The organism is Moraxella equi, from assembly GCF_002027555.1.
GTDB classification, from domain to species: Bacteria; Pseudomonadota; Gammaproteobacteria; order Pseudomonadales; family Moraxellaceae; genus Moraxella; species Moraxella equi.
This window is the reverse complement of the sequence record NZ_MXAP01000087.1, coordinates 15506-33249: the sequence shown is the minus strand read 5'-3', so window position 1 is coordinate 33249 and position 17744 is coordinate 15506. Positions and strand designations below refer to the sequence as shown.

Genomic DNA, 17744 nt, shown 5'->3' with positions numbered 1-17744 from the left:
TAAGTTCGGTTGGTATAGGTTTGGAAAGACAATCATAAAGGCAAAGCTTACGGCTTGGAGGATTTCTTGGGAGTTCATGGTAAATTCTAGTTATGATAAAATGACTTATCATAACCAAAAATTACTCAAAAATAAAGTAAAAATCTGCTCGTTATTAAAATGATGAAATTTTATAGGCATTTACCTCACCATCTTTTCCAATGTAGAAAATATAGCCATATTTCAAAATAATGGTTTCGCCATTTTGACCCTTTAACCCATTGTGATAAAATCCTTCATCAACACTACAAGCGTCTTTTTCGCTTTGCAAAGTCAAATCGCCACAAGTTTGAATTTCCACCCAAGTTTTACCTTGTTTTGGGCTGGTGCTGATATTACCTGTTAAAGCGGTGCCGCCACACATCATATTAAAATAAGCATTATTATATTTTGGTACAGGAGCATTATCTTTGTCCAGTAATTTTGGAAAAAATTGCAAGGCTTGCTTGGTTTTTTCAAAATACAAATCTTCCAAACGAGCCTCATCATACACATCAACGCAAACATCAAAATCTGCCAAAGTTGTTTGTTTCTGTGCGGTCATTGGTTTGGTTGTGTTTTGTGTTGGATTAACACAGCCAACCATTAAAATTGCCATTAAAAACGCATATTTTTTTCACAATAATCTCCTAATTTTAATGCATTTGACTGTTGAAATTCATTTTTGAAAGCGGTTAATTTTAGGCGTAGCAACTGTATCCCTTAAAGAATACAGTTGCTACGAATTGGGGAAAAATTACAAGGAAAATTGAGCATTTTTAAAAATACCCTTTTAAAAAAATCAACTTTCCAACTTCTCCATTTTCTCCGCCTTCTTCATCTTCTTCACCGTCATCGCCAAAAGACTCACCGCCGCAGGGGTAACGCCACTAATACGGCTTGCCTGCCCCAATGTTGCAGGGCGGACTTGGGTAAGTTTTTGTACGATTTCATTGGATAAGCCTGATACGCTCGCATAATCAAAATCAAGCGGTAAAGCCGTGTTTTCAAGGCGCTTCATCTGCTCAATCTCGTCATTTTGGCGGTCAATATAGCCTTGATATTTCACACTAATTTCAATCTGCTCGCCTGCTTCGCTACTCACCTGACTGTCTGCCACTTTGGCAATGTCGGTAAAGTTGATATTTGGGCGTTTTAGTAGGTCAAGCAGGCTGTTTTCTTTGGTCAAAACTTCGCCCGTATTTGCCATAAACGCCTTGCCAAGCTCATTATTTGGCGTTGCCCAGATATCTTTTAGGCGGGCAGTTTCGCTGGCAATAGATTCCATTTTTTGATTAAATTTCGCCCAGCGTTCATCGTCCACAAGCCCAAGCTCTCGCCCAATCGCCGTCAAACGAGCATCCGCATTGTCTTCACGAAGGAGCAAGCGGTGTTCAGCACGGCTTGTAAACATCCGATACGGCTCTTTGGTGCCATGCGTTATCAAATCGTCCACCAGCACCCCAAGATAAGACTCGTGGCGTTTGGGCGTCCACGCCTCCTTACCCAAAACAGACAACCCTGCATTTATCCCTGCCAATAGCCCCTGTGCTGCCGCCTCTTCGTAGCCTGTCGTGCCGTTGATTTGCCCTGCAAAATACAAGCCGTCAATGGATTTGGTTTCTAGTGTGGGTTTTAGGTTTTGTGGGTCAAAATAATCGTATTCAATGGCGTAACCGGGGCGAATGATGTGGGCATTTTCAAGCCCTTGCATTGTATGGATAAAATCAATCTGCACATCAAAGGGCAAAGAAGTTGAAATGCCATTAGGATACAGCTCGTGCGTGGTCAAGCCCTCTGGCTCAATAAAAATCTGATGACTGTCCTTATCGGCAAAGCGATGAATCTTATCTTCAATGGACGGACAGTATCTAGGGCCCACACCTTCAATCTTACCGCTAAACATGGGTGAGCGGTCAAGATTGGCACGGATAATGTCGTGCGTGCGTTCGTTGGTGTGGGTGATATAGCAAGGGATTTGGCGTGGGTGCATAGACACATCGCCCATATAGCTCATCACAGGCAAGGGCGTGTCGCCGTGTTGTACGGTCATCACAGAAAAATCCACCGTGCGAGCGTCAATCCTAGCAGGTGTGCCTGTTTTTAGCCGTCCAACGGGGAGTTTAAGCTCACGCAAACGGTCAGCCAAACGAATGGACGGCATATCGCCCGCCCGTCCGCCTGATTGGTGCTGTAAACCAATGTGAATTACCCCACCCAAAAAAGTCCCCGAAGTCAGCACAATGCTTTGGGCGTTAATGCGGACACCGCTTGCCGTCACCACCGCCACCGCCTTGCCGTTCTCAACGATAATATCATCAACAGGTTGTTGGAATAAGTCAAGATTGGGCTGATTTTCAAGGGTATGGCGGATAAAGGCTTTATAAAGCAGTCGGTCGGCTTGGGCTCGTGTGGCTCGCACCGCCGCCCCTTTACGGCTGTTTAGGACGCGAAACTGAATGCCTGCGTGGTCGGTTGCCAAAGCCATTGCCCCACCGAGTGCGTCCACTTCTTTTACTAGGTGTGATTTGCCAATACCACCAATGGCAGGGTTACAGCTCATCTGTCCCAGCGTTTCAATGTTGTGGGTGATGAGCAAAGTTGGCACGCCCATTCTGGCAGACGCCAATGCTGCCTCTGTGCCTGCGTGTCCGCCACCGATGACGATGACATCAAATGTTTTGGTTAAAAAGCTCATATTTTTATAGATAGATAAATGAAAAACTGGCTATTTTAGCATAATTTTGGGGGTGTGGGTATGGGTTTTGTGGGTAAAATTTGGGATATGTGAATGTTATGGTATCGTTGTTTAATTATAAATTTTAAAACTTGTATATAAGGTCAATTTATTGTCCAACATTAAAAATAAAAAGGGCAAATATTATTTACCCTTAAAAATCACACAAGCCCATCATGATTATAAATATTTTAAAACCTATCTCAGCATAAAATCATACGCCTTTACCATAGGATTGCTTTCTTTAAAATCTATATAATAATTTTTACTGTCGTCATATAAGTCTATTTTACCGTCATTATTACTGTCTTTTTTGGTGGTAAAATAATAACGCTCCATATTCATCACCCAGCTACCTTGGATAAAATATTCATCATCAAGGTGTAATTTTGTCAGATTACCCCCTTTATCATCGCTCATATATAACGATATTTGAGCATGAATGCTGTCGCTGTCATATTTACCGATATTTTCTTGAACGGTATAAATAAAATGATGATAATGCTTTAAATCATCTTTATGAACATTTTGCAAATTCATCTCACCACGCCCCATATAATCCGATTTTATATAAACAGGATAATAGGCTTCATGAATGATTTGGGTATTGTTTTTAAATAAAGGTGTGGTTTGTCCTGTTTGTTTATTTTCAAAAATAAGATTAAACATTTGACCGCTGATTTTATCATCAGAGACCGACACATGGCTATATATTTGTGTTTTTGAATATGACCCGCTTTTGTCCACATATTCATCTATGGCAGACACCACCACAGGGTGCAACAGACTATCCGCCCCATACAAATCAATGGGCAAATCTACCTTTATGGGAATATCAGGATTGGCGACGGCATTGGGGTCGGTTTGATTGGGTATATCTTGATTTTGGGGCGGGTTTGATGTGGGCGTATCGCAAGCGGTTAAAATTATGATAACACCAAGCAAAATAGCGGATTTTTTCATTGTATGTCCTTTTGTCAATAAAATGGTTATAAATATATCATCACACAGCATTAAAAATTGATAACATTTATTATTTTACATATTATTAGTTTTGCTGACAGTCTCTACAAGATATACATTTTTATGATAATCAGACTGCACTGAACCCAATCAGAGCATGTTGAACATTGATAACATTCTTATAAAATATGGTAAAATTTGACAATTTCAACCAATTTTTGCATGAAAAATGACTAAATCTTGTGACTCGAAGGCGAAAACTTGTCTGATGGAATGACTGTCAGACAAGTTTTTTCCTTGAAAAACGAGCGATTCCCCTGCTTTTTTCAAACAGGCATTTTTCATTGCAAATACCGACGCTCAACACGCCCTAGCGAAGCAAAAAAATTTTTGGTGTATTATTCAACCTATCACGCCACTTAGCACAGAGGTAAGTTAAGGGAGCTATTTACCATCTTTTATATCTGCAACAATCTTTGCTTTACAGTTAAATCTTACAAGGCAGATGATGTCACATTCTACCATTACAGCCTTCATCTACTGCAATTTGCTTTGGCTGTTTTCTGCAATGCTCATTTGCACGCCCTGTCCTAAACCTTTACCGATTTGCACGCCAAGACGGTCAAAGACCTTACGCATAGGGTCTACATAGGTGTAATTTACCGAATGCTCAACGCCCAGCTCTTTTTCTAGCTTGCTAATACCGCCTGCTTTATCAGCAAGTCCCAGTTTAAGCGACTCTTTGCCCGTCCAAAACAGACCGCTAAACACGTTGTTTTGTTCGGCATTTTTGAGCTTATCGCCACGCCCTTCTTTGACTGCATCGATGAAGTTTTGGTGCGTGGTGTCAAGCAGTTGTTGGACGTGTACCCGCTCATCTTCGGTCATGGGGCGAGACATGGATAGGATATCTTTGTACTGTCCCGATGTCATGGTGCGGTCTTGGACACCGATTTTTTTCATCAGCTCTTCGGTGTTGTAGCTTGACATGATTACCCCGATAGAGCCGACCAGACTTGATGGATTCACCCAAATCTCATCGGCAGAGCTGGCGATATAATACGCCCCACTTGCCCCGATATCGCCGATGACGGCATAGAGTTTTTTGTCGGGGTTGTCTTTACGCAGTTCCATGGCAGTCTGCCAAATCTCGTCCGACTGCACGGGCGAACCCCCAGGAGAGTTGATGGCAAGAGCGACAGCTTTGGCATTGGGATTTTCAAAGGCTTCGGTCAGTGCTGAGCTGATGTCATAAGCATTGGCATCGCTGTCACTGGCAATCACGCCATTGACTTCCACCACCGCCAAATGGGGCGAGTTCGCTTCTAGTGGCATGGTGCTACTGGCAGTGCTACACCCACGCCCCATGACGGCGATGATAAAAACGATATAGCCGAACGTGAGCAATTTAAAAAATATCCCCCAACGGCGAGCTTTTCTTTGCTCATCAAGACTTGCCATGAGTGTTTTTTCTAGCAGTCGCCACTCTTGACCGCTGTATTGGTTGGGCGGTGTTTGTGGTGCTGGGTTTGGGCGTTCGTTTGAGTTGTCTTTATTGGGGTTTGGTGGCCATGCCATGATGTATTTTCCTGATTTAACTTTTAAAAATCCAAGTTAAAACCGTGCGGTCGGTTTTAGATAATTTTAAATTTTAAAAGGGTTATTTTAACACAAATACCGCCAAATGCTCGCCTTAAATTTTATCAATTTGTTAAGGGCGTGTCTACTGACCACCAAGCTCTATCATCATCAGCTCAGCTCGCTCACGGTTGTCCGCTGTATCTTTGTCAGTAAAAATAACCTGCGATGGCAAAGTCTGTGCCAACACCGTCCCACTTACAGCATGGCGACTGTGCCCAAGCCACACATCGGCATGCACCTGCTCATCATGGCACATACTCTCATACATTTGCCACGCATACTCATGGGTCGCTCCATTAATGATGAGTCGTGACCCTACCTGCTTGCTTTTTTGGTCATCACGACCATCATCATCGCCATAATCATGATGGATACCACCCATGATGGCAGGCATCAGCTCGCTCTCAACGATGATGGTACAGCCCCACACCCGCTCATCATCTATCATCTGCCAGCCTGTCATTGCCGATACGGCAAGCCCCTGCCCCGACCATGACCGCCCTGCCCCACACGCCTGCATGGGCAAGCCCTGCACGGTGTTTATAGGTTGCCCCGCCTGCCAATAGCGATGGATAAACACGTCCTGCGCCAGCGTTGCCACCACATCACTCATGCGATGGCTTGGGGTCTGCACGATGACCCCTGTCAGATGGCGAACACCGTGCTGACGCAGTTTGTCGTGCAGAACACTCGCCACTTTATCATGTCCTACCGCCTTATCATCTTGCAAATCCGACAACACAAGCCACACCGCATCATCGCCATTATCCGCCCCTTGCTGACGGATGAGTACTTGGCTAACCTTATCATCACCATCTAACGCCATCACGCTAAATGGCGTTTGTCTATCTACAAATAACATCATCATCGCCACCGCCATGAGTGGCACCAATGCAAACTTCCGCTCTATCACGGGGGTGACCCACACCGCCACCCCAAGGGCAAACAGTGCCATGCCTATCACGCTCGTGGTCTGATACAGCCACACATCACTTAGGCTCTGTAACCACGTCAGGAGCTGATGAAGCCATGCCAATATCAGCGATGAGACACCCCAAAGCACATCAGCAAGGCTCGGCAACACCACAAAAATCACCCCTGCCACCAAATTTATCGGCACGATGACCGCCCCAAACAGTCCCACCGCAAACAGATTGACAAACAGCCCCCACAGCGAGACTTTGCCAAAAAACAACAGCGACACAGGGAGCATGGCAACAAAGAGATAGCTTTGTAACTTTAACAAACCGACCAGACGGTCTTTTATGGACATGACTGGCACATCAAACTCCCGCTCGCCATAACTCATGAGCAGTGCCACCGCCACAAAGGACAGCCAAAACCCCGCTTGCCACACCATGACAGGGTCAAGCCATATCATGCCCAGCCCTACCCACATCAGCACCGCCAACGACGACAAAGGCAATGCCAAATAGCCTGCCACCGCCACCGCCAACAGCATGTAAACCGTCCGCACCGCAGGCACATCAAAGCCTGTAAACAACGCATAAATCATGCTCGCCCCCACCATGACAAACAGTCGCAAGCGATGGCGGGGCAGTCGCTGATAATATGGCAAAAACCTATCGGTCAAATAACACACCCCAAAGCTCAACATCGTCGCCAACAGCACCACATGCATGCCCGAGATGGCAAGCAGATGACTGATACCGCCAAACTGGTATAGGTCTTTGGTCGCACGACTGATTAATGCCCTATCGCCCGTCAGCAGGGCAAGCGTGACCGCTCGGGCTTGCTGTTTATCATCACTAAGAGCATGCCAATCTTTATAAAAATGCGTGCGTAACGCATGGCGAAATCGCTCTAAATGCCCCACCAAGCCGACCTGTGGCAGGGGTATCGGCTCATCATGCACCGCCAATACTCGGGCATTGGCATGGATATGGCGTGTACGAAGCCACCGCTGACTGTCAAAGCCTGACGCACTAGGGTCGGCAGTGATGGGTGTGATACGTAGCGTCATGTAAGCGGTCGTGGCAGGATGTAGCTTGGCAAGCTGATGGCGGTTCGAGCCGTCCTTATTATTCTTGACATCTGCCACTTGGAGTAGTACCGTCATCTGACTGGGCAGGAGCGGATGGGATTCGGGTGTGTCTGCGGTAACGGCAAATGGGTTGTGGGTCTCTGTCCTTGTGTGCTCGCCCTCATCTTTGCTATCTTTATTATTCTTACCAACATCATTAAAGCCATCCAACAAGCGGTCACCGCCAAATGTCAAATCAGACAGCACTGCTTTTTGGCGATAATAGCTCCCTGTGTCATACACGCTGTCACTAATCTCATGCACCATCACTTTGGCGGTGATGGTATAGCCATGTTCAGGGATGGCATGAGCAGTATTTGTAAACACCTGTTCGGTACTGATGATGCGAAGCATAAATAATAGCACCACAAAGCCGACCAGTAGCACCTGCACGGCAACCTGACCCACTCGGGCAAAAGCGGATTTGGGATGAAACTGATTAAATTTAAAACATAAAAAAGCACACCCCAATAAGAGCATGCTCATCATCATAAAACCCACCCCATAAGTCGTATCCATGCCAAACAGCTGACTGCTCACGGCTGTCATGTCATGGCTAGGCAAGACATCCAGCGTGGCAAGCACCATCAAAGCCACGCCAATAAACACAAGCCAAATCAACATCGCACCCACATCTTAGGCTTGACCCATGCCATATCGCAACATCAGCTCAATCATCGACAAATCATCAGGATAAGTCAGCTTCATGTTCATGCGTGAACCTTGCACCAAAGCCACCGACTGACCGAACTGCTCAAACCCACTGGCTTCATCGGTAATCATCAGCCCATCAGCGATGACTTTATCAAGCATGGCTTGTAAGGCGTACAGTCTAAATACTTGGGGGGTTTGGGCTTGCCAAAGCTGACGACGGTCTATGGTGCGATGTATCTGACCATTGATATATTGGCAACCTATCAAGGCAGAGCTGTTGGTATCGTGAGCAAGTTTTAAGGTATCCACCACAGGCGTGGCAAGTATCGCTCCTACTGGGCTACTCTTACCATCCGTCTGTTCAAGCCGTTCAAGCTCACGCACCGCACCAATCAGGTGGGTCAAATCATCGGCAGGTAAGCATGGTCTGGCACCATCATGGATGAGCACCCACACATCGCCAACCGCTCGCCGAGCGATGTCATCCACGCCTGCCTTGACCGACAAAAAACGTTCTGTCCCACCTTCGGTCAGATAAATAGGGCGGTTAAACTCAAAATCCAAAGACGGCACCAGCGTATCATCTTTGGCGACCACGAGCGTCAAATCGGTGACAGCAGGGACATTTAAACACGCCACGCCATGCTCTAACACCGTCCGTCCTGCCACCGTCAAATACTGCTTTGGCACATCCACCCCAAAACGACTGCCACGCCCTGCCGAGACGATGAGTGCGTGAATGGGTAGGTTGGGACTTGTCTGCTTCATCACTCGCCCGTATCACCGCTAACGCCCGTAAAGGCATTCTCGCCCATGTCATCATTAATGAGTCCATCGACAGGCTCAGTCGCACTCGCCCCATCCACGCCATAGGGAATCTCTCTATCACTCACCATGGGGGCAACGGACAACTCCACAAATGTCTCGCCTGACTTAATCAAACCCAAATCAAGGCGAGCATGCTCTTCAATGGCACCCAGCCCCGATTTTAAATCACGGACATCCGCTCGTAACGTGTCATTGACCGCTTGCTGAGTAGCATTGATTTTTTGTTGTTTGGCAAGTTCATTATTTAACTCATCAAACGCATGATAACCAAACTCGCCATACCAGTATTGGTGTTGTAGACCTGCCAACACCACCGCCCCAAAAATAATGAGTAGCAGATAACCCAAAAAAGCAGGCGAAAAGCTAACGCCTACTTTTTGGTTGTGTGTTTGATGGTCTGATGACAAAGCATCATCGGTTTTTTGGGTTGCCATATTAGCCACGCAGTCCGATAAACTCAGCACGCCCACGATAGCTTGCCGTTACCATCTGCTCAATGCGTAGCAGTTGGTTGTATTTGGCGACACGGTCAGAGCGACATAGCGAGCCTGTTTTGATTTGTCCTGCTGCTGTACCCACCGCTAGGTCAGCAATGGTACTATCTTCGGTCTCGCCTGAACGATGACTGATGACAGTGGCATAGCCGTTTTCTTTGGCAAGATAAATGGCGTCTAGCGTCTCGGACAATGTGCCGATTTGGTTAAATTTAATCAAAATGGCATTGGCGATGTTTTTATCAATGCCTTCACTCAGGATTTTTGGATTGGTTACAAATAGGTCATCGCCCACCAGTTGCACTTTATCACCAAGCTGACGAGTCAAATACGCCCAGCCATCCCAGTCGCTCTCATCAAGACCATCTTCAATAGAGATAATCGGATATTGACGCACAAGCCCCGCCAGATAATCCGAAAAGCCTTGGCTGTCGTAAGATTTGCCCTCGCCTTCTAGCACATATTGACCGTTTTTATAAAACTCGCTAGACGCACAGTCAAGAGCTAGGAAAATGTCCTGCCCTGCTTTGTAGCCCGCTTGTTCAATGGCTTTCATGATGACGGTAATTGCCTCTTCGTTAGAACGCAGGTTCGGAGCAAAACCACCTTCATCGCCCACGGCAGTATTTAACCCTTGGGCTTTTAGCACGGATTTTAGGCTATGGAAAATCTCTGTCCCTGCACGAAGCCCCTCTGAAAAAGACGTAAAGCCCACAGGCTCAATCATAAATTCTTGAATGTCCACGGTATTATCAGCATGAGCCCCACCGTTTAGAATGTTCATCATCGGCACAGGCATGGTTAAGCTGGTTTGCCCACGCAAATTGGCGATGTACTGATGAAGTGGCAAATTTTTGGCAATTGCCCCTGCTTTGGCAATGGCAAGCGACACCGCAAGCGTGGCGTTTGCCCCTAGGTTGGCTTTATTCTCTGTGCCGTCTAGGTCAATCAAAATCTTATCAAGTTCACTTTGGGCGGTTACGTCCTTGTCAAGCAAAGCTGAACGGATTTGGCTGTTCACATTTGCCACCGCTTTTTTGACACCCTTACCCAAATAGCGAGATTTGTCGCCGTCTCTTAGCTCCAACGCCTCACGAGAACCTGTGGACGCACCAGACGGAGCGGCGGCACGACCACACACGCCATTCGCCAAAATCACGTCTGCCTCAATGGTTGGGTTACCACGAGAATCCAAAATCTCACGAGCCACGATGTCTTTGATTTGGGTGGCGTTGTCGGTATTTTCAGCGTACATACATTTTCCTTTTGATTGGGTGAATGATAATGAGTGGAAATAGGGGTATTTTATCACAAAATTGGGTGAGTGGTTTGAAAATTTTATGCAAACAGATATTCTCTCATTACTCAAATTTTGCTGTACTAATGGCACTTAATTCACAGCCATTACCTCACTCTCAACTTAAAATGGTAACTTATTGATTACTGCATAATTTTTTGGGCTTGTAGGGGCGAATTACATTTGCCCTTTGATAAGTCAATCGCTTATATAAAGTTGAGAGTGGGGTGTATTAAAATTAAGTTTGCGAATACACACCAGTTAAATTAAAATTTAAGTGGTAAATTGCACACACCCACACTTTATAATAAATTAGACCCAATCTCTACCAATGCTAAATTTTAAAAAATTCATTGGTTATATGGTAAGGTGCGTAATACGCACCTTATTGCAATTGATATGTTTTGAAGTTAAATGACTATAATTATTTTACAACCATTAAAAATGGCAAGAATAAACCGTCCTTGCCATAAAAATCAATGCGTGTCTAATTTTTCAAACCCTTTTACCAAATTATCAATTTCTTTTAATTGACGTAAAAACGGTTCTAATTGCGACAGTCGCAACGCACAAGGACCGTCGCACTTGGCTTTATCAGGGTCAGGGTGAGCTTCTAAGAACAGCCCTGCCAATCCTGTTGCCATACCTGCCCTTGCCAAGGTCGTAATCTGGCTACGGCGACCGCCTGCACTGTCCGCTCTCGCCCCTGGCTCTTGCAGGGCGTGCGTTACATCAAAAAACACCGGTACGTTCATCGCCTTCATCGTGTCAAAGCCGAGCATGTCCACCACAAGGTTGTTATACCCAAAAGACGTGCCACGCTCACACAAGATGATGTTATCATTACCTGCTTCTAGGCATTTGTTAATGATGTGTCGCATCTCATGCGGAGCAAGGAATTGGGCTTTTTTGATGTTAATCACCGCCCCCGTGCGAGCAATGGCACTCACAAGGTCAGTCTGACGAGAGAGAAACGCAGGGATTTGTAGTACGTCCGCCACCTTTGCCACAGGGGATGCTTGGTATGGTTCGTGTACGTCTGTAATGATTGGCACGCCGTATTTTTCTTTGATGTCGTTTAGCCACGTCAGCCCCGTATCTAGGCTAGGCCCCCGAAATGAATGTAAGCTAGAACGGTTGGCTTTATCAAAACTTGCTTTAAATACATAGCCAATATCTAGCTTTTTGCAAATCTCAATATAGCTCTCGGCAATCTCAAATGCCAATTCTCGGCTTTCTAACACATTCATACCACCGAATAACACAAATGGCAACTCATTGGCAATCTTTATATCGCCTGATTGTGATGATAATTCAATGGTAGATTTGGCGGTTAATGTCATGGGTTTTCCTTATAAAATGGATTGATAATGGTAAGTTTGTTTTCAATGATATGATTGTGGTGCATATCTTCGGAATATAAAATGGGTGTGTTTGCGTATAGAGCAGTTGCAATAATCAAACTGTCCCAATAAGAATATTGATAACGCTTTTTGATGTGCAAAGCATCAACCGCCAAATCGCTATTTAAGTCAATAATGGTAAAATACTTTTTAAAAAATCGTATTGATGATAATAATTCATCATCTGTCATGAGTTTTTTACGAAAAACCACATTACAAAATTCATTTAATACTTGGGTGCTAATCACGGCATTAGGATTGCGTGATAATTTTTCTGCAATGGGCTGTTTGTCATCATCACCAATAGAATATAATAAAATATTACTATCCATAAAATAGCGATTATGGACGGTCATATAATTCATCTCTATTAAACTCATAATTGGCTGGCAATTTGCCTTTCATTTTGGCAAAAAATTCATCAAATGCCAATTGTCTTTCATCAGCTTGTGGCTTATTTGGTGTTAAACTAACCGCCACATTGTCATGCTTTAATATCACCTGCTCGCCTTGTACTGCCTTTTGTAGAATTTGCACCATGTCATATTTGGCGATGTCTGTAACCATAATTTCAATCATCTTATCCCCTTTTATCTTCCCAATGAATAAACAGGGCGAAAACCGCCCCATTTATTTTATTGTAATGCTTTATTTGCCATTTTGCAATGCAACTGCCGAATGAATAAAGGCATTAAAGAGTGGGTGTCCGCCACGGGGCGAGCTTGTAAACTCTGGGTGATATTGCACCGCCACAAAGAAGGGGTGATTGTCAAGCTCCACCGTCTCCACAAGATTTTGTTTGGCGGAGTAGCCCGAGATTTTTAGCCCTTGTACTTCAAGCGGTTCAATGTAACGGTTATTCATCTCATAGCGATGACGATGACGCTCAAAAATGGTGCCTGCCCCATAAATCTTGGCAAGGCGAGAGTCCGCCACCAGATGAGCTTCTTGTTTGCCCAATCGCATCGTACCACCCAAATCGCTGTCATCTGAGCGAATTTGTAGTTCGCCTTTTTCATCAAACCATTCGGTAATCAGACCAATAATCGGATTGGCGGTTTTGCGGTCAAACTCGGTAGAGTTGGCTTCAAGCCCAAGCACATTGCGAGCAAATTCAATGACAGCGAGCTGCATACCCAAACAAATGCCCAAAAACGGCACACCATTTTCGCGGGCATAGCGGATTGCTTTCATCTTGCCTTGGGTGCCACGCTCGCCAAATCCGCCTGGTACCAAGATAGCATGGCAGGCTTTTAGCTCGTCCATAAGGGCATCTTGAGTTTCTAGCTTTTCGGCGTCGATGTAGTGAATTTTTACACGGGTTTTGTTGTGAATGCCTGCGTGCAATAGGGCTTCATTGACCGATTTATAAGCATCGGGCAACTCCACATATTTACCAACCATTGCCACGACAATCTCGCCTTGAGCGTTAAACAGTCCGTCAATGACCTTATCCCAATCGGACAAATCGGCTTCGGGCTGATTAAAGCCAAAACGCTCGCACACCAAATCGTCCAAATTTTGCTCATAAAAAGTGCGTGGAATCTCATAAATACTGCGAGCATCCTTGCACACCGCCACCGCACGCTCAGGGACGTTGGTGAACATGGCAATCTTACGCTTGGTGTCATCATCCACGTCATGCTCGGTACGGCACACCAAAATATCAGGCTGAATGCCAATGGACAGTAGCTCTTTGACAGAATGCTGAGTGGGCTTGGTTTTAAGTTCGCTGGCGGACGAGATATAAGGCAGTAGAGTCAAGTGCATGAGCATGGTATTTTCACGCCCAAGTTTTACCATAAGCTGTCGCACCGCTTCCATAAAGGGCAAGCTCTCAATGTCGCCCACCGTGCCACCAATCTCAATCATGGCAACGTCATGACCCTCGCCTGACGCCAAAATACGGCTTTGAATCTCGTCTGTGATGTGCGGAACGACTTGCACCGTTTTGCCAAGATAGTCGCCACGGCGTTCTTTGGCAAGCACCGTTTGATAAATACGCCCCGATGTGAAGTTATTTGCACGAGACATTTTAGAATGTCTTAAAAAACGCTCGTAATAGCCCAAATCAAGGTCGGTCTCTGCCCCATCTTCGGTAACGAACACTTCACCATGCTCAAACGGACTCATCGTGCCAGGGTCCACGTTGATATAAGGGTCCATTTTGGTCATGGTAACTTTAAGACCACGGGCTTCTAACACAGAAGCCAAAGAAGCGGCGGCAATGCCCTTACCGAGTGAGGAAACCACACCACCTGTTACAAAAATAAATTTAGTCATGACACTCATCAATTATTGGTAAAAGAGAATTTTACTAAAAATTGCCAAAAAAATATAGGGGGCAATGGCAAAATCCCAAAAATTTTTGTGAAAAATACCCAAAACAAAAAAGACTTGATAGGTTCAAGTCTTTTTAGAGCATTACTTAAAACTGGCAAACAAATCATATTCACTGGCTTCATCAATGGTAACGGTTAAAAATTCACCAACTTTTACCGCCTCATCAATATTATCCACATAGACATGACCATCAATCTCAGGGGCATCGGCATAGCTACGGCAAATGGCGATATTCTCTTCCATATCAATCTCATCCACCAACACCACCAACATTTGCCCGACTTTTTCTTGGAGCTTTTCTTCGCTGATTTGCTGAGCCACCGCCATAAAACGCTCGTAACGCTCTTGCTTAACAGACTCTGGCACAGGGTTTGGCAAGTCGTTCGCCACCGCTCCGTCAATTTCTGAATAAGTAAAACAGCCCACACGGTCAAGGCGTGCTTTTTTAAGCCAGTCAAGCAGGTATTCAAAATCTTCTTCGGTCTCCCCTGGAAAGCCCACCACAAAAGTAGAACGAATGACAATCTGGGGGCAAATCTCCCGCCATTTGGCAAGGCGTTCTAGGGTATTTTCGCTCATGGCAGGACGTTTCATTGCCTTTAATACACTGGGGCTTGCATGCTGAAACGGAATGTCAAGATACGGCAAAAGCCCGCCTTTGCCACCACTCGCCTGCATGCTATCCGCCATGATTTGCACCACATTATCCACGTGCGGATAAGGATACACATAATGCAAACGCACCCAAATGCCAAGCCTTGCTAAGGCTTGGCACATATCAAAAAACTTGGTGCGGATAGGTTCGCCTTGCCAAAATGCCATTTTATATTTTAAATCCACGCCATAAGCGGACGTGTCTTGGCTGATGATAAGTAGCTCTTTAACCCCTGCTTTTTTTAGGGCAACCGCTTCATTCATCACGCTGTCAATGCTGCGAGAGACCAAATCGCCACGCAAGGACGGAATGATACAAAAAGTACAGCGATGATTACAGCCTTCACTGATTTTGACATAGGCATAATGAGCAGGGGTCAGCTTCACGCCTGCGTCATTAATCAGGTCTATTTTGGGGTCATAAGTCTTGGATTTGGTAGGTTTTGGCACATAGTGCGTTACCGCTTTGACCACTTCATCATAGGCATGAGCCCCCGTTACTGCCAGTACGGCAGGGTGCATGGTGCGGATTTTTTCGGCATCTTTACCCAGACAGCCCGTTACGATGACTTTGCCGTTTTTGGTAATTGCCTCGCCAATGGCATCAAGGCTTTCTTGGACGGCAGATTCGATAAATCCGCAAGTGTTTACCACCACCAAATCCGCCCCGTCATAATCTTTGGCGACTTGGTAGCCCTCACGAGTCAGCTCGGTAATAATCCGCTCACTGTCCACAAGTGCCTTGGGGCAACCTAAGGAAACAAACCCTACTTTGGGCGTTTTGATAATCTCACTGGATAAATCACCACTAGGCTTAGCAATCTGCATCAAACTTGCCGACTCTTCTAGGGTGCGGTTTTGGTTGTGATTGGCTTTGTGGTGATAACCAACTTCGCTAGGATTGGGATTTTGATTTTTAGGATTAAAGGTTTGAACAGTCATGGTATTTTGGCTAAGGATAAACTTGGCTGATTGGGGGTGGGTTTAGGTAGGGATGAATTTTGGGCAAATGATTTTACCTTTATCATATACACCTAATGGACTTAATATTTACCACAGGGTTTGTAGGGGTGTGTTGAACATACCCTTGATGATGTGATGTTCATTGGACGTGCAAAGCCAGTCCCTACACCCACACATCATAAATTTGTGGCAATTTTAAAATTCTTTATAAAATATAATATAAAATCAATCATATAGAGATAAATTGCCATGCACCCTATTTTAAAATTTCAAAATTTACATAGCAAAAAACCCGCCTTAACAGCAGGTTTTTATATATGGTGGGGTCGGAGAGACTCGAACTCTCACGGGTCGCCCCGCTGGAACCTAAATCCAGTGCGTCTACCAATTTCGCCACGACCCCAGATTTCATCAACTTTCGTCCTGATGTGGCGTATTATATACGACTTTTAAAATTTGGCAAGTATTTTTTGCTAAAAATTTTAAAAAGTTTATAAGTCATTGATTTAAAATATCTTTTGAATTGACAAATTTCACCCCAACTTCTGTCATGTCCGCCATTGCCTTATCCAGCGAGCCATTTATATTTATCGGGGCGGTGGCGTCCGTGATGACCGTACAATCAAACCCAAACGCTACGGCATCTATCGCCGTCCACGCCACACAAAAATCGGTCGCAATGCCCACCACATACACACTGTCTATGCCCCGCTCACGCAAATAGCCCGACAGCCCTGTTTTGGTCGCCCTATCGGCTTCCATAAATGCCGAATAGCTGTCTATGTGGCGATGATAGCCTTTGCGAATGATGAGTTCGGCTTTATCGGCTTGCAAATCAGCATGAAAATCAGCGTCTGATGTGCCTTGCACACAGTGAGCGTTCCACAGAACCTGCGTACCATAAGGTAGCTCTATCGTGTCAAACGAGGCTTTGCCGTCATGATTTTGGTAAAATGAAATGTGGTCGGCAGGGTGATAATCTTGGGTCAAAATCACGGTATCAAACTTCTCAATAAGCCAATTGACCGTTGGGATAATCTTGGCAGAATTTGCCACCGCCAGATTGCCACCGATAAAACCATTTTGCATATCTACGACAAGTAGGGCTTTCATAAACTTTCCTTGAAAAATAAATTCATCATGGCGACACAAGCGAACCCATCATTTCCATGACCAACGATAACACCGCCGTATTAAAGAAAAATGACAATACAATGTGATATGTGCCAACACGGCGTAATTTTTTACTGGTGAAAGAAATGTCTGAGACACTGCCTGTCGCCCCTATGCCTAAGGCAAAATACCAAAAATCCCAATAATCAGGCTCATTTTCATAAGGAAAATCCAGCGGATATTTATCATCATGAGCCTTATCATAATAACCGTGAGCATAATATAATGCGAACAGCGTATGAATAAATAACCAAGACGCTATCAATGTGGCAAACGTGATAGAAACGTGCAAGGTGGATAACCAACCGTCAAATTGGGCACTGATTCGCATTTCATTGATGATTGCAATCATGCTGATAATTGACGTGATTAAAATCAGCACAAGCATGGTGCCTTTTCTTTCGTACTGTTCGTGAGCTCGTTCTTGGATTTTTTCTTGGTCGGTGCATAAAAACATTCGCACCACCAATAATAAATAGGTAATCAAAAAAACTGTCCCACGCCAATAAATAAACCGTCTCAATGTTAATAC

At 45.0% G+C, this 17744-nt stretch carries 15 protein-coding genes and 1 tRNA gene; all 16 read right to left on the bottom strand.

Going from position 1 to position 17744, the window contains the following annotated elements:
- Positions 1–154 precede the first annotated feature (154 nt).
- On the bottom strand, positions 155–583 hold the full coding sequence (locus B5J93_RS08925; protein WP_143823522.1) for a hypothetical protein: 429 nt from the start codon (positions 581–583) through the stop codon (positions 155–157).
- A 237-nt stretch (positions 584–820) separates the two neighbouring features.
- A complete protein-coding gene (gene mnmG, locus B5J93_RS08920) occupies positions 821–2716 on the bottom strand; it encodes a tRNA uridine-5-carboxymethylaminomethyl(34) synthesis enzyme MnmG (RefSeq protein ID WP_079326071.1) in 1896 nt (631 codons plus the stop codon).
- A gap of 237 nt (positions 2717–2953) precedes the next feature.
- A complete protein-coding gene (locus B5J93_RS08915; protein ID WP_079326070.1) occupies positions 2954–3718 on the bottom strand; it encodes a hypothetical protein in 765 nt (254 codons plus the stop codon).
- Between the two features lie 537 nt (positions 3719–4255).
- On the bottom strand, positions 4256–5296 hold the full coding sequence (gene sppA, locus B5J93_RS08910; protein ID WP_079326069.1) for a signal peptide peptidase SppA: 1041 nt from the start codon (positions 5294–5296) through the stop codon (positions 4256–4258).
- Positions 5297–5441: 145 nt separating this feature from the next.
- Positions 5442–8027, bottom strand: a complete 2586-nt coding sequence (locus B5J93_RS08905) for a ComEC/Rec2 family competence protein (protein WP_079326068.1) — start codon at positions 8025–8027, stop codon at positions 5442–5444.
- Positions 8028–8039: 12 nt separating this feature from the next.
- Positions 8040–8825 (bottom strand): 2-C-methyl-D-erythritol 4-phosphate cytidylyltransferase, encoded by a 786-nt coding sequence (gene ispD / locus B5J93_RS08900; RefSeq protein ID WP_079326067.1) that lies wholly within the window; start codon positions 8823–8825, stop codon positions 8040–8042.
- Complete coding sequence (locus B5J93_RS08895) at positions 8825–9319, bottom strand: FtsB family cell division protein (RefSeq protein ID WP_079326066.1); 495 nt, start codon at positions 9317–9319, stop codon at positions 8825–8827. Before B5J93_RS08895 ends, ispD begins: the two co-directional genes overlap by 1 nt.
- Position 9320: 1 nt before the next feature.
- Positions 9321–10634, bottom strand: a complete 1314-nt coding sequence (eno, locus tag B5J93_RS08890) for a phosphopyruvate hydratase (RefSeq protein ID WP_079326065.1) — start codon at positions 10632–10634, stop codon at positions 9321–9323.
- Between the two features lie 518 nt (positions 10635–11152).
- Positions 11153–12019 (bottom strand): 3-deoxy-8-phosphooctulonate synthase, encoded by an 867-nt coding sequence (kdsA, locus tag B5J93_RS08885; RefSeq protein WP_051225757.1) that lies wholly within the window; start codon positions 12017–12019, stop codon positions 11153–11155.
- Positions 12016–12435, bottom strand: coding sequence for a PIN domain-containing protein (locus tag B5J93_RS08880; RefSeq protein ID WP_158080722.1), 420 nt, complete (start codon positions 12433–12435; stop codon positions 12016–12018). The genes kdsA and B5J93_RS08880 overlap by 4 nt, the downstream gene beginning before the upstream one ends.
- Complete coding sequence (locus tag B5J93_RS08875; protein WP_079326063.1) at positions 12422–12658, bottom strand: hypothetical protein; 237 nt, start codon at positions 12656–12658, stop codon at positions 12422–12424. The genes B5J93_RS08880 and B5J93_RS08875 overlap by 14 nt, the downstream gene beginning before the upstream one ends.
- Positions 12659–12727: 69 nt before the next feature.
- Complete coding sequence (locus B5J93_RS08870) at positions 12728–14362, bottom strand: CTP synthase (RefSeq protein WP_079326073.1); 1635 nt, start codon at positions 14360–14362, stop codon at positions 12728–12730.
- A 141-nt stretch (positions 14363–14503) separates the two neighbouring features.
- Positions 14504–15904, bottom strand: coding sequence for a 30S ribosomal protein S12 methylthiotransferase RimO (rimO, locus tag B5J93_RS08865; protein WP_228144911.1), 1401 nt, complete (start codon positions 15902–15904; stop codon positions 14504–14506).
- Between the two features lie 453 nt (positions 15905–16357).
- A tRNA-Leu gene (locus B5J93_RS08860) sits at positions 16358–16442 on the bottom strand.
- Between the two features lie 95 nt (positions 16443–16537).
- On the bottom strand, positions 16538–17152 hold the full coding sequence (gene pncA, locus B5J93_RS08855; RefSeq protein ID WP_079326061.1) for a bifunctional nicotinamidase/pyrazinamidase: 615 nt from the start codon (positions 17150–17152) through the stop codon (positions 16538–16540).
- Positions 17153–17177: 25 nt separating this feature from the next.
- Positions 17178–17699, bottom strand: a complete 522-nt coding sequence (locus B5J93_RS08850) for a DUF1345 domain-containing protein (RefSeq protein WP_143823521.1) — start codon at positions 17697–17699, stop codon at positions 17178–17180.
- Positions 17700–17744 lie beyond the last annotated feature (45 nt).

Coding starts and splice junctions, on each gene's coding strand:
- B5J93_RS08925 (WP_143823522.1), bottom strand. CDS start 583: ATGACCGCACAGAAACAAACAACTTTGGCAGATTTTGATGTTTGCGTT.
- mnmG (WP_079326071.1), bottom strand. CDS start 2,716: ATGAGCTTTTTAACCAAAACATTTGATGTCATCGTCATCGGTGGCGGA.
- B5J93_RS08915 (WP_079326070.1), bottom strand. CDS start 3,718: ATGAAAAAATCCGCTATTTTGCTTGGTGTTATCATAATTTTAACCGCT.
- sppA (WP_079326069.1), bottom strand. CDS start 5,296: ATGGCATGGCCACCAAACCCCAATAAAGACAACTCAAACGAACGCCCA.
- B5J93_RS08905 (WP_079326068.1), bottom strand. CDS start 8,027: ATGTTGATTTGGCTTGTGTTTATTGGCGTGGCTTTGATGGTGCTTGCC.
- ispD (WP_079326067.1), bottom strand. CDS start 8,825: ATGAAGCAGACAAGTCCCAACCTACCCATTCACGCACTCATCGTCTCG.
- B5J93_RS08895 (WP_079326066.1), bottom strand. CDS start 9,319: ATGGCAACCCAAAAAACCGATGATGCTTTGTCATCAGACCATCAAACA.
- eno (WP_079326065.1), bottom strand. CDS start 10,634: ATGTACGCTGAAAATACCGACAACGCCACCCAAATCAAAGACATCGTG.
- kdsA (WP_051225757.1), bottom strand. CDS start 12,019: ATGACATTAACCGCCAAATCTACCATTGAATTATCATCACAATCAGGC.
- B5J93_RS08880 (WP_158080722.1), bottom strand. CDS start 12,435: ATGACCGTCCATAATCGCTATTTTATGGATAGTAATATTTTATTATAT.
- B5J93_RS08875 (WP_079326063.1), bottom strand. CDS start 12,658: ATGATTGAAATTATGGTTACAGACATCGCCAAATATGACATGGTGCAA.
- B5J93_RS08870 (WP_079326073.1), bottom strand. CDS start 14,362: ATGACTAAATTTATTTTTGTAACAGGTGGTGTGGTTTCCTCACTCGGT.
- rimO (WP_228144911.1), bottom strand. CDS start 15,904: ATGCAGATTGCTAAGCCTAGTGGTGATTTATCCAGTGAGATTATCAAA.
- pncA (WP_079326061.1), bottom strand. CDS start 17,152: ATGAAAGCCCTACTTGTCGTAGATATGCAAAATGGTTTTATCGGTGGC.